The sequence below is a fragment of the Clostridium sp. BJN0013 genome (genome assembly GCF_040939125.1).
Lineage (GTDB): Bacteria > Bacillota > Clostridia > Clostridiales > Clostridiaceae > Clostridium_B.
Map to the genome: position 1 here is coordinate 2,603,553 of NZ_CP162495.1, position 14,349 is coordinate 2,617,901.

The 14,349-nt window shown below is 30.8% G+C and carries 18 protein-coding genes and 1 pseudogene; 1 reads left to right on the forward strand and 18 read right to left on the reverse strand.

Translation table 11 applies throughout. From position 1 onward, the window contains the following. Positions 1–17 precede the first annotated feature (17 nt). From fliJ to AB3K27_RS13320, 12 genes are all read right to left on the reverse strand, one after another. Positions 18–455: a flagellar export protein FliJ gene (gene fliJ, locus AB3K27_RS13265; protein ID WP_368487899.1), complete on the reverse strand. Its 438-nt coding sequence runs from the start codon at positions 453–455 to the stop codon at positions 18–20. 38 nt (positions 456–493) lie between these two features. Beyond that, positions 494–1,813, reverse strand: a complete 1,320-nt coding sequence (gene fliI / locus AB3K27_RS13270; protein WP_368487900.1) for a flagellar protein export ATPase FliI — start codon at positions 1,811–1,813, stop codon at positions 494–496. 25 nt (positions 1,814–1,838) lie between these two features. Next, the gene (locus AB3K27_RS13275; protein ID WP_368487901.1) at positions 1,839–2,603 is read right to left on the reverse strand and encodes a flagellar assembly protein FliH; all 765 of its coding nucleotides are present in this window, start codon (positions 2,601–2,603) and stop codon (positions 1,839–1,841) included. Then, positions 2,587–3,603, reverse strand: coding sequence for a flagellar motor switch protein FliG (gene fliG, locus AB3K27_RS13280; RefSeq protein WP_368487902.1), 1,017 nt, complete (start codon positions 3,601–3,603; stop codon positions 2,587–2,589). Before fliG ends, AB3K27_RS13275 begins: the two co-directional genes overlap by 17 nt. Positions 3,604–3,608: 5 nt before the next feature. Beyond that, positions 3,609–5,189 carry a flagellar basal-body MS-ring/collar protein FliF gene (gene fliF / locus AB3K27_RS13285; RefSeq protein WP_368487903.1) on the reverse strand — a complete coding sequence of 527 codons (1,581 nt, stop codon included), beginning with the start codon at positions 5,187–5,189 and terminating at the stop codon, positions 3,609–3,611. A 15-nt stretch (positions 5,190–5,204) separates the two neighbouring features. Further along, positions 5,205–5,516 (reverse strand): flagellar hook-basal body complex protein FliE, encoded by a 312-nt coding sequence (gene fliE, locus AB3K27_RS13290; RefSeq protein ID WP_368487904.1) that lies wholly within the window; start codon positions 5,514–5,516, stop codon positions 5,205–5,207. Between the two features lie 12 nt (positions 5,517–5,528). Then, positions 5,529–5,960, reverse strand: coding sequence for a flagellar basal body rod protein FlgC (gene flgC, locus AB3K27_RS13295; protein WP_368487905.1), 432 nt, complete (start codon positions 5,958–5,960; stop codon positions 5,529–5,531). A gap of 12 nt (positions 5,961–5,972) precedes the next feature. Then, positions 5,973–6,374 carry a flagellar basal body rod protein FlgB gene (gene flgB / locus AB3K27_RS13300; RefSeq protein ID WP_368487906.1) on the reverse strand — a complete coding sequence of 134 codons (402 nt, stop codon included), beginning with the start codon at positions 6,372–6,374 and terminating at the stop codon, positions 5,973–5,975. Between the two features lie 360 nt (positions 6,375–6,734). Then, positions 6,735–7,577 carry a flagellin gene (locus tag AB3K27_RS13305; RefSeq protein ID WP_368487907.1) on the reverse strand — a complete coding sequence of 281 codons (843 nt, stop codon included), beginning with the start codon at positions 7,575–7,577 and terminating at the stop codon, positions 6,735–6,737. Between the two features lie 52 nt (positions 7,578–7,629). Continuing rightward, complete coding sequence (locus AB3K27_RS13310) at positions 7,630–7,965, reverse strand: hypothetical protein (protein ID WP_368487908.1); 336 nt, start codon at positions 7,963–7,965, stop codon at positions 7,630–7,632. Positions 7,966–8,226: 261 nt separating this feature from the next. Further along, on the reverse strand, positions 8,227–8,559 hold the full coding sequence (locus tag AB3K27_RS13315; RefSeq protein WP_368487909.1) for a single-stranded DNA-binding protein: 333 nt from the start codon (positions 8,557–8,559) through the stop codon (positions 8,227–8,229). A gap of 95 nt (positions 8,560–8,654) precedes the next feature. After that, a complete protein-coding gene (locus AB3K27_RS13320) occupies positions 8,655–9,020 on the reverse strand; it encodes a VOC family protein (protein WP_368487910.1) in 366 nt (121 codons plus the stop codon). Positions 9,021–9,129: 109 nt separating this feature from the next. Here AB3K27_RS13320 and AB3K27_RS13325 point away from each other — a divergent pair, with 109 nt between their 5' ends. Beyond that, positions 9,130–9,864: an MBL fold metallo-hydrolase gene (locus tag AB3K27_RS13325; protein ID WP_368487911.1), complete on the forward strand. Its 735-nt coding sequence runs from the start codon at positions 9,130–9,132 to the stop codon at positions 9,862–9,864. Positions 9,865–9,943: 79 nt separating this feature from the next. Here AB3K27_RS13325 and dut read toward each other — a convergent pair whose 3' ends face one another. From dut to AB3K27_RS13355, 6 genes and pseudogenes are all read right to left on the reverse strand, one after another. Then, complete coding sequence (gene dut, locus AB3K27_RS13330; protein ID WP_368487912.1) at positions 9,944–10,375, reverse strand: dUTP diphosphatase; 432 nt, start codon at positions 10,373–10,375, stop codon at positions 9,944–9,946. A gap of 30 nt (positions 10,376–10,405) precedes the next feature. After that, complete coding sequence (locus AB3K27_RS13335; RefSeq protein ID WP_368487913.1) at positions 10,406–11,089, reverse strand: MgtC/SapB family protein; 684 nt, start codon at positions 11,087–11,089, stop codon at positions 10,406–10,408. Positions 11,090–11,384: 295 nt separating this feature from the next. Continuing rightward, positions 11,385–11,567 (reverse strand): hypothetical protein, encoded by a 183-nt coding sequence (locus AB3K27_RS13340; protein WP_368487914.1) that lies wholly within the window; start codon positions 11,565–11,567, stop codon positions 11,385–11,387. 14 nt (positions 11,568–11,581) lie between these two features. Beyond that, a complete protein-coding gene (locus AB3K27_RS13345; RefSeq protein WP_368487915.1) occupies positions 11,582–11,791 on the reverse strand; it encodes a UPF0236 family transposase-like protein in 210 nt (69 codons plus the stop codon). 45 nt (positions 11,792–11,836) lie between these two features. Then, a complete protein-coding gene (locus AB3K27_RS13350; protein WP_368487916.1) occupies positions 11,837–12,049 on the reverse strand; it encodes a hypothetical protein in 213 nt (70 codons plus the stop codon). A gap of 233 nt (positions 12,050–12,282) precedes the next feature. Beyond that, positions 12,283–14,342: pseudogene (locus AB3K27_RS13355) on the reverse strand (thioredoxin domain-containing protein). Positions 14,343–14,349: the final 7 nt, after the last annotated feature.

Genomic DNA, 14,349 nt, shown 5'->3' on the forward strand with positions numbered 1-14,349 from the left:
CGCAACTCAATAATTATTTATCTGGCTTTAAAATTTCTAATAAATCCATAAAGGGCAAATTCATCATTTAAATTTTGTTCAATTCTATTTTGTTCTCTTCTAAAATCATCTATGTACTTGTCCTTTAATACTTCTACAGTTTTTCTATCAATTTGGCGCTGCTTCAACTCTTCCCTTTTACTTTCTACAACTTTTTCTTTTTGATTTAACTCTTCAACAGTTTCACCTATATTGTAACTTAAGTTATTTATATAAATATGTCTTATCTTTTGTTCTATAACAGAGCTAGACCCCGAAAAATTATTATACTTTCTGTAATTTTCTTTCATTTCCATGAGTTTTTCTTTTGTTCTAAAGCTTTCATTTTTAGCCTGTTGAAATTCAATTTTACATTCTTCTTCTTTATCCACTCTCATATCAAGAAGCTTTTGAAGCCTAAACTTATATGCCTTCAAGTTATCTCCTCCTTATATAGGCGATAATACACTGCTTTTTAATTACTTCCTAAATTGAACATACCTGTTAGTCTGTTTATGCTATTATCAAATGAAGAATATTCATCCATACTCTGCTTTAAATAATTTATTATGCTGTCATAATAATTTATTGCCATATCAATATTAGGATTGTTTCCTCTAATGTAGGCTCCTATATTTATTAAATCTTCAGAATTTTTATATACAGATAACATATCTCTTGCAAAAGAAGCACTTTTTTTATGTGATTCTTCAGTTATTTCTGACATGAGTCTGCTTATACTGGCCAATACGTCTATGGCCGGGTAATGGTTCTTATTAGCCAGAGAACGGGACAATACTATATGTCCATCTAATATACCTCTAACCGCATCTGCAATAGGTTCATTTAAGTCATCTCCATCTACAAGAACTGTATAAAAGGCAGTAATAGACCCTTTATCCGACATACCGGATCTTTCCATAAGCCTGGGAAGTTTTGCAAACACAGAGGGAGTATATCCTTTAGTTGCAGGTGGTTCTCCTACTGCAAGTCCAATTTCCCTTTGAGCCATGGCAAACCTGGTAACCGAATCCATCATAAGTATAACTTTTTTACCTTTATCTCTAAAATACTCTGCAATAGCAGTAGCAGTAAAGGCTCCTTTCAATCTGACTAAGGCCGGTTTATCCGAAGTAGCACATACTATAATAGATTTTTTTAATCCTTCCTCTCCCAGATCCTTTTCTATAAAATCTCTGACTTCTCTTCCTCTTTCCCCTATAAGTGCTATTACATTCACATCTGCCTCTGCATACCTGGCTATCATACCAAGAGTTGTACTTTTTCCTACTCCACTTCCTGCAAATATACCAATCCTCTGGCCCTCTCCGCAGGTCAAAAATCCATCTATAGCACGTATTCCCGTAGATATCACCTGTTTAATTCTTTTCCTCTTTAAGGGATCTGGTGGATCTGCATCCAATTCATATAAAACTCCGGATGAAATTTCATTTCCCTCCAGAGGATTGCCAAGTCCATCTAAAACCTTGCCAAATAACTCCTCAGAGCATTTTACACTTAAAGGTCTTCTACCCGGCACAACCCGACACCCCGGAGAAATTCCAACAAGTTCTCCCAAAGGCATTAATATTACATCTTTTTCTTTAAATCCGACTACTTCACAGGCTATTTTCCCGTTTTCTTCAGTATATATATTGCATACCTCTCCTACAAAAGCCTTTATGCCTTCTACTTCTATAGTTAATCCTATAACTTTTTTCACAATACCTTCCTGGTAGGTAAAATTAGCAACTTTTACTTTCCTATTCAGTTCAGAAAAGTTTAAATCTATCATGTAACCCTCACCTTACATACATTTATTATTCTACACTTTTAAATATTTCTTTCATTTTTTTCATGGCTATATCTACAGAGAAAACACTTTTTCCATTATTTTTTTCTATAATTACACTGCCTTCTTCTAAGGTTTCATCCGGTATTATAAAAATATCTCCTTTAAATGGCAATCTTTCTCTCCAGATATCCACCTGTTTTTTAAACTGGTCACAATATTTTTTTCTACTTTTTATTATAAAAGTTTCAATATTTCTCACTTGTGAGAGTTCATTAAATACCATAGCATTTAAACTGTCCTCATTTTTAACTTCCTGTTTTAAAATACTTTCTATTGAATCTATTATAAATCTTTTAATTTCTTCTTCCTTTTCCCTCAAATATCTATTCTTTTCCTCTACAGAAGCTTCTAGGATGGAATCTGCTTTATTTATTATCTCTTCTCCCTGAATTCTGGCCTTTTCTATATTTTTAGTATAGCCTTCTTCATATGCCTTTTTAAAACCATCCGCATATCCTTTTTCATGTCCTTCTTTATATCCTTCTTCATTTGCACTTTTATAAGCTTCCTCTTCAATTTTTCCAGCTTCTTCATAGGCTTTAGAAAGTATTTGTTCTCTTTTTCTCTGAGCATCTTCTATCATAGCCTTCACTATTTTGGAATAACTATTTATTATTGAATTATCTTTATCCTCTTCTTCAAAGATCTTCTTTTCAAATACTGTAACTATATTTTTAGCACCTTTTCCACTTATGCTGTCACCTTTTATAATTTTATACGATGATTGCATCCTCTCCTCCTCTTGCAAGAACTATTTCCCCTGCTTCATCCAATCTTCTTATAATATTTACAATTCTCTGTTGTGCCTTTTCTACATCCATAAGTCTAACAGGTCCTAAGAACTCTATGTCCTCTTTTAAAGCTGCAGCAGCTCTCTTGGATTGATTTCTAAATATAGTTTCTGATACTTCTTCTGAACATCCTTTAAGGGCCAGTGAAAGTTCTTTTGTATCCACTTCTCTGAGTACTCTTTGAATAGATACATCATCCAGTGTAATAATATCTTCAAATACAAACATGGATTCTTTGATCTTTTCTGCCAATTCCGCATCTTGTTTTTCAAGACCTTCCGTAATATTTTTTTCTGTAGTTCTATCTACTTGATTCAATATATCTACAATTGTCTCTACGCCGCCGATTACTTTTATATCTGATTTAACTACAGAGGAGAGTTTGGTATCCAATACTTTTTCTATCTCTTTTACTACCATATGTGACGTATTACTCATTGTAGCTATTCTATATGCAACCTCAGCCTGCATGCTCTCAGGAAGCGCAGATAGTATCTGTCCGGATTTATCTGCCTGAAGGTAACAAAGTATAAGTGCTATAGTCTGAGGATGTTCATCAGCTATTATATTTAAAAGTTGCTGGGCATCTGCCTTTCGGGCTATAGCAAAAGGTCTAAACTGCTGGGTAGCCTCTATAACTTTATCTAATATTTCCATAGCTCTTTGTGTTCCAAGTGCTTTAGATAAAAGGTTTCTGGCGTACTCTACTCCCCCTTCTAACAAATAATCTTGAGCTCTATTCATCTCCATAAATTCTTGAAGTATTTCCTTTTTCTGCTCTGACTTTACTGAGTTAATATTGGCTATTTCATAAGTTATCTTTTGTATTTCAGCTTCTGGCAATCTTTTCAATATTCCTGCAGCAGCTTCCGGTCCAAGGGTTATAAACAATATGGCTGCTTTCTGTACACCAGTTAACTTTTGACTGTCCTTAGCCATTTTTATCACCTCTCATCTTCAGCTAACCATGATTTTATTATATCTGCAACTTGATCAGGTTTATCCTTTGCATATTTCTTTATTTCTCTTTCAATATAAATATCTTCTGTATCCTGTTCAAGTTCTAAAGGCTTAAATTTAAGCTTTTCACTGGCCTTAGTATCTTCATCACCTATAACTACATCTATGCCTTCCAGTTGTTCATCTTCAAATAATTCATCTTCTCCATGTTTTCTTCTCCATAATATAACTTCAATTATGGTAGCAATTATTGCTGCTGCAATACCTCCTATGATAGCAATTAGTCTATTTCTCCTTGCTGTCCTTTCTGCCTGTTCCATATCTTCCATATCCTTTTGGGCATTGTCTTTAGCAGTGGTATCAAAAGGTAATCCTTCTACACTTATGGTATCTCCTCTGTTGCCATCATATCCTATGGCTGAAACCGCTAAATTTCTTATAGCTGTTCTAGTGGCATCATCCACATCTCCATCTAAAGCTACTGATGCTGTAAGTCTTCTTACACTTCCCGGTGCCTTTACAGTTTTCTGTTCTACCTTAGGTACATTATAATTTCTTGTAGTCTCATTATAGGTTGAATTTCCTCCTGTAGTATTATTTGTAATTGTATTACTCATGTTGTTATCTACAGGACTTCCAGTTTGGTTACCTGTATCTCCCTGACTTGTTTGATCTATTACATGCTCACTTACTACAACACTGTTATTATCATAAGTTGTAGAATTCTGTTGTACGGCATCAAAATCTAAATCTGCATTTACTTTAACTTCAACTTTATCTTTTCCATATACAGCTTCCAGCATACTCAATAAGTTCTTCTCCAAATTCTTCTCATATTGCTCCTTAAGCTGCTGTTGTTTTTCAGCCGGAATAGTACTATCTTCACTATTAGCTTCATCCTCAAATAAATCTTTAGACAGTAAAGTCATATTATCATCTATAACCTGTACATTTTCTTTAGGTACATTTTTAACAGCACCAGACACTAAAGAAACCAATGCCTTTACTTGTTCTTTGCTTAATTCTTCTCCTTCTTTTAATTTCAAAGTTACAGATGCGCTTCCTGGACTTGTATCCTTCACAAATTCAGTATCATCAGGTAGTACAAGATGTACTCTTGCATTTTCTACTTCTGGAAGTGATTTTATTGTTCTTTCCAATTCTCCCTGAAGAGCCCTTTGATAATTTATTTTAATTTCTGTATCCGTACTACCCAATTTGCTCTGATCTAATAGTTCAAATCCTTCACTGCCATTAGTAATTTCAACTTCTGAAAGTACCTTCATCCTAGTTTCATCCACCTCATCTTCAGGTACTAAAATAGAGTTTCCCTCTACTTTAACATCTACTTTATCTTCCTGAAGCTGTTTATAAACAGAAGATAAATCCTTTGAATCCATATTAGAAAATAAAACCGCATATTTTGTTTTTCCAAGTGATATTCCTGCAAATACAATAGCTGCTATAATTCCTGCTATTATCACTCCAAAAGCTATCTTTTTATTTTTACTTAATTTCTTGAACTTATCTATTAAATTTTTAAAAATTTGTGACAGCTTACCCATTAATTAGCACTCCTTCTAAATCTGTGTTCTGTTTAGTTCCTGATATGCCTCCACAAATTTATTTCTAATTTGCACCGCAAGTTCTAGTGACATCTTTGCTTCCTCAGTATCCAACATAACATTATGTATATCCACTCTATCTCCTTGTATGAATTCTTCTGTACTGTTATCAGCCTGTATTTGTTTATTATTTACTTCATCTAATTCATTTTTTAGTACAGAAGCAAAATCAGATATGTAATTTTTATCTTCCTTATTATTATCACTTTCATTTATTTTATCAAAATCAAATATACTGCTATCAGGTACATACTCATTTATTTTCATTTATATATCTCCCTACTTTCCTATATCTAAAGCTTTTGAAAACATACTCTTCTCCGCGGAAATAGCACTTAAATTGGCTTCATAAGATCTAACTGCCACCATCATATCTGCCATTTCATTCAATATATTTACATTTGGCATAGACACATAGCCATCTGCATCTGCATCTGGATTAGTCGGATCATATACTCTTTTAAATTCAGAATTATCTTCAATTATACCCACGGCCTTTACTCCTTGTGATACATTTTCATATTTTCCATTTTTATTTAATTCCCTATTCAAATTTTCTTGAAATACCGCTATCTTTCTTCTATAAGGATTTCCATCAGCTCCTCTGGTGGTTTCTACATTAGCCATATTAGAAGCTATAGTATCCATTCTAAGCCTTTCTGCAGAAAGACCACTGGCACTTATTCTTAAAGTGTCAAAAGCTTGAATCATAATTTTCCCTCCCTATTTTCCACTTATTACATAACGTTCCATAGATAATCTACTACTTACTTGATTTACAAGTGCATTGTACATAAGAGCATTAGCTGCCTGATTTACTATTTCAATATCCATATCCACATTATTTCCATCTTCTCTCATACTATTGCTGTCGTCTGTCTTTGTTTCTATTTGTCCATAACTATTTCCTATTTTAATATGTTTTTCATCATCTGTTTTAAGTCCTAAATCATATACACTATTTTTCAAGGATTCCTCAAAAGTGACATATTTCCTCTTATACCCTTCAGTATTTATATTTGCTAGATTGTCGGATATAGCTTTACTTCTTTCCGAAGTAGCATCTAGTCCCTTTTTTAATAAGACATTTACCAATTCATCATTTGACACATTTCCTATATACACTACAAGCTTCTCCTTTCTATGGAAATATTAGACATTATACTGCATATAAATATTAAAATTTTAATCTTATTTTATTTTTGATTAAAACTTTATACTTGACATACTTCATTTTAACATAATTGTATGCTATATTCTACCTTAAATATACAAAAAAAAAAATAATTTGTGACAATTAAAGATTATCTAACAAATTATTAAAAAATATTCAATGGCACATGGTGTAATATTTTGAATAAAATGCATACATAACTATTTAATACAAAATAAGTCCATATTGTACTTCAATTATTTTATGTAAATATATAAAAGGATACTTATTTTTTGAAAATAAGTATCCTTCATATATTTCATCAAACAACATTATCTAATATTTCTCAATACCTCCAAAACATCCTGTGGCAATTTATTTGCTTGCACAATCATAGCAGTAGAGGATTGTACAATTATGCTTTCTTTAGAATAATTCATCATTTCCTCTGCTATATCACAATCTCGTATACTGCTGTCAGCAGAAGTCATACTATTAGTTAAAGCCTGCATATTCTCATAAGTAGTCTGAAATCTGTTTTCAAGTGCTCCATACTGACTCCTTAAAGAGAGTATAGTATTTAAAGAACTATCTATAGCCTCTAATGCAGTATTATTGTCACCACTTAATATATCTTTCCCTTGGGCTGTTTTAATTTTATATAGATCTGAAATAACACTTTCACTGCCATTAGTTAAATCTATCTGAGGTATATTAACACTTTCTCCAGAATTTGCTCCTACAGGCATACTTAAATTTTTGTTCTTCCCCAATAATTTTAGTCCATTAAATTCTATACTATTAGCCATAGAATTTATACCATCCAAAGTTTCATCTATTTCATTCTGTATTATTTTTCTATCATTTTCATCAACTACTCCTCCAGCCTGTACAGTAAGCTGTCTTACTCTCTGGATCATATTTGTAATTTCCTGCAATCCACCTTCTGCACTTTGAAGCATACTTACACCATCTTGAACATTTCTAGTAGCAGATTGAAGACCTCCTATCTGCATTCTTATGTTCTCACTTTTTACTAATGCACCAGGATTGTCTTTAGCAGTAATTACCTTATATCCACTAGATATTCTGAGCAAATTTCCACTCTGCCTATTTAAAGCCTGCCTTTGAATTAAATTTATAGTTAAAGCTGGCATATTGTAATTTAATCTCACAAAATTCACCTCCTCATACAACATTAATATATTTTTTAGAAAAACTTTATATTTAATAAATTTTTTTATTATAAGATTCCATTTTTACATATGTGTTAAATAACTCTTGAGCCTGCTGTTCAGTAAGATGTCCACTATCTAAATTACGGTACAATATATATAAGTTGGCATTCATATCCGGATCTATTCCTTTTGTTTCTTTCATTTTCTCAAGTATTCTATCCTTTAAAGGAATATCGTCTTCTTTTAACTCTTCCTTTAATAAATCCAATAATTTTTCTATGTCTTTTATTATTACTTTATTTGTCGTACTTACCTTTATACTTTTTAATCCCAAAATTATTTTATCTATGCAATCTTTACTTATAAGTATCTTTTTTTTCTCCATAAGATCAACCCTCGCCCTTCCCAACTTAATTTTAACAATTTAATGGGGCCTATGCTCAATTTTAAAATTGAAATCGCTAATTACATAATATAAGTACATTTTATCAATGTAGTTATACTTCTGTCAATAAAGGATAAAAGTAGTATTTATAACTATATTCCATAGATTTAGGTGGAATTTGGTTAAAACATAAGAATAATTAAGGCCAAACTTCCCAAGTTCCGCCTTAATTGTTTCATTTTAAATACTGTCCTTTAAGAATTATGCCAAAACTTCTTTATTATATTCTAAAAATTCGATTTTATATGCTTCTACAGTGGTAAAATACTTTTTTATTTCTTCCTTAACAGAACTTTTGATACATATTCTACCATTCACTCCTATAAGCTTACCTTTTTTCAAATATAGACATAACTTTTCTCCATGATTGCTCCAGTAAGAAATAGGAATAAAATCTGCCTCTTTTTCTCCCCTGTCATTTATAAAATCCTTATTCACTGCTAAAATAAAATTTATAACACTTCTATTGCCAGACTTCATTTCAACTATTTGTGCATCTTTAGTAAGCCTACCTATAAGATTAACATTATTCAATACCTTAACCTCCAAATTAATTTTTTTATAATTATATCCCTTTTAAATCACTTTATTCAGTAAATATTTTAATAGAAGATAGGTATTATTTATTCCTACATACTTAAGATCTCCGTCCAATATCCATCTGGATCGGCTATAAAATAAAGTCCCATTTGTTTATTTTCATAACATACACATCCCATTTTGTTATGATGTTTATATGCAGATTTAAAATCATCTGTTCTTACAGCCATATGAATTTCATTATCCCCAAGGTTATAAGGTTCTACCCTATCTCTGAGCCATGTAAGTTCTATTTTGTATTTTCCTGTTCCATCTCCCATAAATACCAGTATGAAACTACCATCATCTGCCTCTTTTCTTTTTATCTCTTTAAAATTAAGGGCATCTTCATAAAATTTTATACTTTTCTCTAAATTTAATACATTTATGTTATTATGGTCAAACACAAATCTCATAATTATCACTCCATCATATACTTTATTTACTACAATTATATCATAATACTCTCTTAATATTATTGTGATATAATAATAACAATTTAAATCACAGGAAAGGTGAAAATTTATGAAAAATTATAATATTAAAATCCATTATTTATATCATAGTAGCTTTGCAGTAGAAACTTCAAACCATTTTTTAATATTCGACTATTATAAGGATTCTTTTAATCCTTTGAACCAAACCTTAGAAAAAGGATTTATTTCAGAAGATATTATAAAGAATAAAAAAAATATAATAGTTTTCTGTTCCCATAGCCATCCTGATCATTTTAATCCAAAAATATTAAAATGGCAGGAATTAAACCTTTCTATAAAATATATACTTAGCAATGATATAGAAATTGAGAATTTTAAAAAAAATTATTATAAACTATTTCCTTATGAAAATCTAAATTTAAATGATATATACATAAAAACATATGGTTCTACAGATATAGGAGTATCCTTTTTTATTACAGTGGATGGAGTTAATATATTTCACGCCGGAGACTTGAATTTATGGTACTGGAAGGATGAATCAAAAGGAGAACAGGCTGCTGCAAAAGAAAATTTTGAAAAGGAAATACATAAATTAAAACATGAAACTGTAGATTTTGCATTTTTCCCCGTGGATCCAAGACTGGAAGAATATTATTATTTAGGAGGAGAATATTTTATAAACCAGATCAAACCTAAATTTTTTATACCAATGCATTTTTGGAATAAATATGGAATAACAAAGGATTTTGCAGATCTTACCAAAAATCTTCCTTCTAAATCTTTAATCATAACTCATAGAGGCCAACTATTTGAATTTTAATGTTGTAAAGATTTAAATTAAGAATTAAGAGTGAAGAATAATATTTTTAGCTCTTAATTCTTAATTACAAGATAGTTTGTTACATATTTCCTGTAGAACCAAAGCCCCCTTCTCCTCTTTCCGTATTCTTTAATTCTACTACTTCTTTTATTAATACTTGTTCTACAGGTTTTATAACCATCTGGGCAATTTTCATGCCTTTTTCTATCAAAAAATCTTCCTGTCCTAAATTTATCATAAGAACTTTTATTTCGCCTCTATATCCTTCGTCTATAGTTCCGGGTGAATTTAATAAAGTAATGCCATGTGCTAATGCAAGTCCACTTCTAGGTCTCACCTGTCCTTCTGTATTTGGAGGTAGCTGTATTTTTATACCTGTAGATATTAATCTTCTTTCCATAGATTTTATTAAAACTTTTTCCACAGAAAACAAATCAAGTCCCGCATCTCCCTCATGTGCATAAAATGGCAAAATAGCTTCTTCATGAATCCTTTTTACTAATAATTCCATAGATAGATCCCCCTTCAAATTTAACAAATATTATTGACTTACTTCCCATCCAATTGCCAAAACTCCTGAACTTAAACTTATTTTACTTACTATCTTTTCTATACTTTCATCATTTTTTCCAATACTCATGATTTTAGATGTAACGAATACAACTCCTAGAGTTTCCGTACTCTCACTTTCTAAATTTCTAAGAACTATTTTTTCCTCTTCTAACATATGCATTAAAAAAGTTCTTATACGAAATTCTTCATTTTCATCACACTTTATACTTACAGTATATAAATACTCTTCCTCATTCCCTTGTGATTTTACTTTATATATTCTCTTGGAAATAGGCGCAGATAGACTATTGAAAATTGCTACAACCATTGCACCTATAAATGCATAGGTAAAATTGCCCACGCTTGTTAATACTCCAATTGCTGCTGTACACCATAAGGTGGCTGCAGTGTTTAATCCTTTTATATTAAATCCATCCCTCATTATCACACCGCCGCCTAAAAAGCCTACACCAGTAACTACTTGAGCTGCAATACGTGTTTTATCTCCAGTATCTATTAAAAAAGAAGAAAATACAAATAGACAAGAGCCTACACATACCAATGCATTTGTATGAATTCCAGCCATTCTATGCCTATATTGTCTCTCAATTCCAATAATTCCGCCTAAAACAAGAGCTATGATCACTCTTAACAAAAAATCTGTTAAAGTCATTTTCATGCACCCCCATTTAGTTCTAATATATAGATTATATATTATTCTAAATTTCAATAAATATTGATTAATTTAATCAAACCACTACATTTATTAATAAAAATTGTTTAAATTATAGCATACCATAAATTATATTTAAAGTAATCAGTCTTATTCCTTTCAGTCACAGTAAAAATTTATATAGTGCAAATTCTTCTTTAATATCAGTATTTTTCCTTTTTCATCTCGGACAGAAATACTCCATTGTATTTTATAATGTATTTTAAAAATTTATTGTAATATCATTAACATAAAATCAAAAACCTGATATACTCTTTAATATTTGTTTAGTTCTTGTAACTTTGCCTTGTCCATATATTATGCTGCTTTGTATATTTTCTTTAACATCTATAAAGTCTATAATTCTGCTGTTTCTTAATATAGTCTTTAATTTTACCTTTAATTCATCAGAATGTTTAAGGCAAAGAATTTTACTCATATGGTTTGCCCCCTCTATAGACCAGGCTGTTCCGTTATCTTTCTAGATTCTTTATTTTTAATCTTACGATTTGCCTTCTGAAATATATGAAATAAATCCAACTGATATATTTTCTGGGTATCATTTTTTGTTTCATGACTAATCCAGCTGGCTCCATCGCCATTTAGAATACTATACTGGATTTTATTCTCATTGTATAGTTCTGAAATACGACTATTTATCAAATTATCAAAGTTATTGCCTTCTTCATATCCCGAAAAATATATAGTTCAAATAGTCCTGTATTTGTCACTTTCTTTTACCCATCCTTCTTCATATATTTTACCCACTTTAAGTTCATGTCTACGCTTTTTATTTTGTATTTTCAAGTAGACTCCATCTTTTTCTTCAAAGAGTACACTGACTTCTTTTTTGCCCTTAAGTTCTCCTTTTAAGTACCTTGTAATCCTATTATTTTCAACTTTTTCTATTTCATTACTCAAATATTCATACTAAAGCTCCTTTCTATATTTGTCTTCTCAACATTAATTATAAAAAGTCTCCAGTATGAATAAAAGGCCTATCAGCAAGGTAATTGCTGGTGGCCTTTCCTTTTTTCTCCCTAAGAATATTTTACTGTAATCTTTCATTTTTTTATCATTTTCATATTTATTATTTACTAAAATTAAACTTATATTGCTATAAAAATAAACCTCTACAGTAGAATATCCTGAACCTAAGAATCACTTGATAGTATCTTCTTCAATAACTTCATATTTGTTATAGGTTCTTTACAAGTAAAATTTTCACAGACATATACAGTAACTTTACCCCTAATAGCTATATATTCCTCTATAGATGGACATATATTTTTCAATTCTTTATTTAAATGAGAATACAAAACTGAAATGGTAAAGGGATTATATTTTTTATTTATTATATCCAACACTTTTTTTGCTTCATTGATATTTTCTCCTACAGATATGATAATTTGTCTAACGGGATATTTAGAGAATAATAATGCCACTAATAAGAAGGAACATGATATTGGTGATGATTCTATTTCATCTGCAAAATTTTTAAACAACTGTTTTACTTTATCTTCAAATTCATAACTTGTGGTTAAATAAGATAACCGAAGCAAATTTAATGCAGCTACAGAATTTCCACAGGGAATAGGTCCATCATATATTTCTTTAGGTCTTATTATTAGCTTCTCACTATCTTTTCCATAAAGAAAAAAACCTCCATTTTCACTATCCCAGAAAATTTCTAAAAAATTCTGATTAAGTTCTAGTGCATTTTTCAAATATTCTGGATTATAGGTTGTTTCATATAACTCTATTAATCCCCATATCAGGAATGCATAGTCATCTGCATAAGCCAAAAAAGATGAATCTCCTTCACGATATCTTGCCAATAATCGGCCATCTTTTCTAATTAAATTCTTATAAATAAAATCTACAGACTTTTTTGCCGCCAAAGTATATTTGCTATTATTTAACACTCTTCCTGCCAATGCCATAGCTGCAATCATCAAACCATTCCAGGAAGTTAAGATCTTGTCATCTTTATGTGGATGCACTCTTTTTTCTCTATACTTAAATAATTTTTCTCTGCAATTTTTTATAAATTGTACATCTTCCTCTAATATAGAATTCCCTATCAAATTAAGTATGTTTTTCCCCTTAAAATTACCCTGTGATGTTATATTGAAATAATAACAAAATTTATTTCCTTGTTCCTGTCCCAGTACATCCTTTACTTCTTCCTGAGACCACATGTAAAATTTTCCTTCTTCTCCTTCTGAATCAGCATCTTCTGCAGAATAAAATCCACCTTCTTTAGAAGTCATATCCCTTAAAACATATTCAAGTATCTCCTCTGCTACTTTGGCATATTTTTTATTTCCCGTAACCTGAAAAGTTTCTAAATAAGCCATAGCAATAAGTGCATTATCATATAACATTTTCTCAAAATGAGGTATAAGCCATTTTCTATCTACAGAATATCTGCTGAACCCATATCCTATATGATCATATATACCTCCTCTATACATAGACTCCAAAGTTTTTTCTACCATTTCCAGTGCAAAAGTATCTTTAGTTTTATAAAAATATCTTAGAAGAAAAAGTAAATTATGAGCTGAAGGAAATTTAGGATAGCCTCCAAAGCCTCCATATAAAGTATCAAAATTCTGTTTAAATTCCAAGAAAGCTTTTCTTAGAATATCCTGTGATAATTCTCCTGATAAGTTTTTATTTAAAGTATATATTATGTCCAGCACACTATCTCCTTCTTTAAGAAGCTGATCTTTGTTATCCTTCCATGCCTTTTGTATATATTCTAGGATAGATATTAGTCCTAAAGCTTCTCCCATATTATCCTTAGGAAAATACGTTCCTGCAAAAAAAGGTTTTTGTTCAGGAGTCATAATAATTGTAAGTGGCCATCCTCCGCTTCCGGTAATAGATTGGCAAACTTTCATATAAATACTGTCAACATCAGGTCTTTCCTCTCTATCCACTTTCACGGATACAAAATATTTATTTAATATTTCAGCAACTTTACTGTCTTGAAAACTTTCTTTCGCCATAACATGGCACCAATGACATGTGCGTATAAGATACAAATTCAACTATACCCAATAGATAAAAATATAGGCTTATCTTCTCTTTTAGCCTTGTCAAAAGCTTCCTGTCCCCATGGATACCAATCTACAGGATTGTTAGCATGCTGAAGTAAATATGGAGACTTTTCATTTATTAATCTATTGGGTGCACTTGTTAAATTCATGAAACCA

Bases quoted from the DNA above. Each gene is read 5' to 3' on its own strand.
- fliI (WP_368487900.1), bottom strand. From the start codon at position 1,813: ATGATAGATTTAAACTTTTCTGAACTGAATAGGAAAGTAAAAGTTGCT.
- AB3K27_RS13275 (WP_368487901.1), bottom strand. From the start codon at position 2,603: ATGCAATCATCGTATAAAATTATAAAAGGTGACAGCATAAGTGGAAAA.
- fliG (WP_368487902.1), bottom strand. From the start codon at position 3,603: ATGGCTAAGGACAGTCAAAAGTTAACTGGTGTACAGAAAGCAGCCATA.
- fliF (WP_368487903.1), bottom strand. From the start codon at position 5,189: ATGGGTAAGCTGTCACAAATTTTTAAAAATTTAATAGATAAGTTCAAG.
- fliE (WP_368487904.1), bottom strand. From the start codon at position 5,516: ATGAAAATAAATGAGTATGTACCTGATAGCAGTATATTTGATTTTGAT.
- flgC (WP_368487905.1), bottom strand. From the start codon at position 5,960: ATGATTCAAGCTTTTGACACTTTAAGAATAAGTGCCAGTGGTCTTTCT.
- AB3K27_RS13310 (WP_368487908.1), bottom strand. From the start codon at position 7,965: ATGGAGAAAAAAAAGATACTTATAAGTAAAGATTGCATAGATAAAATA.
- AB3K27_RS13320 (WP_368487910.1), bottom strand. From the start codon at position 9,020: ATGAGATTTGTGTTTGACCATAATAACATAAATGTATTAAATTTAGAG.
- AB3K27_RS13325 (WP_368487911.1), top strand. From the start codon at position 9,130: ATGAAAAATTATAATATTAAAATCCATTATTTATATCATAGTAGCTTT.
- dut (WP_368487912.1), bottom strand. From the start codon at position 10,375: ATGGAATTATTAGTAAAAAGGATTCATGAAGAAGCTATTTTGCCATTT.
- AB3K27_RS13335 (WP_368487913.1), bottom strand. From the start codon at position 11,089: ATGACTTTAACAGATTTTTTGTTAAGAGTGATCATAGCTCTTGTTTTA.
- AB3K27_RS13340 (WP_368487914.1), bottom strand. From the start codon at position 11,567: ATGAGTAAAATTCTTTGCCTTAAACATTCTGATGAATTAAAGGTAAAA.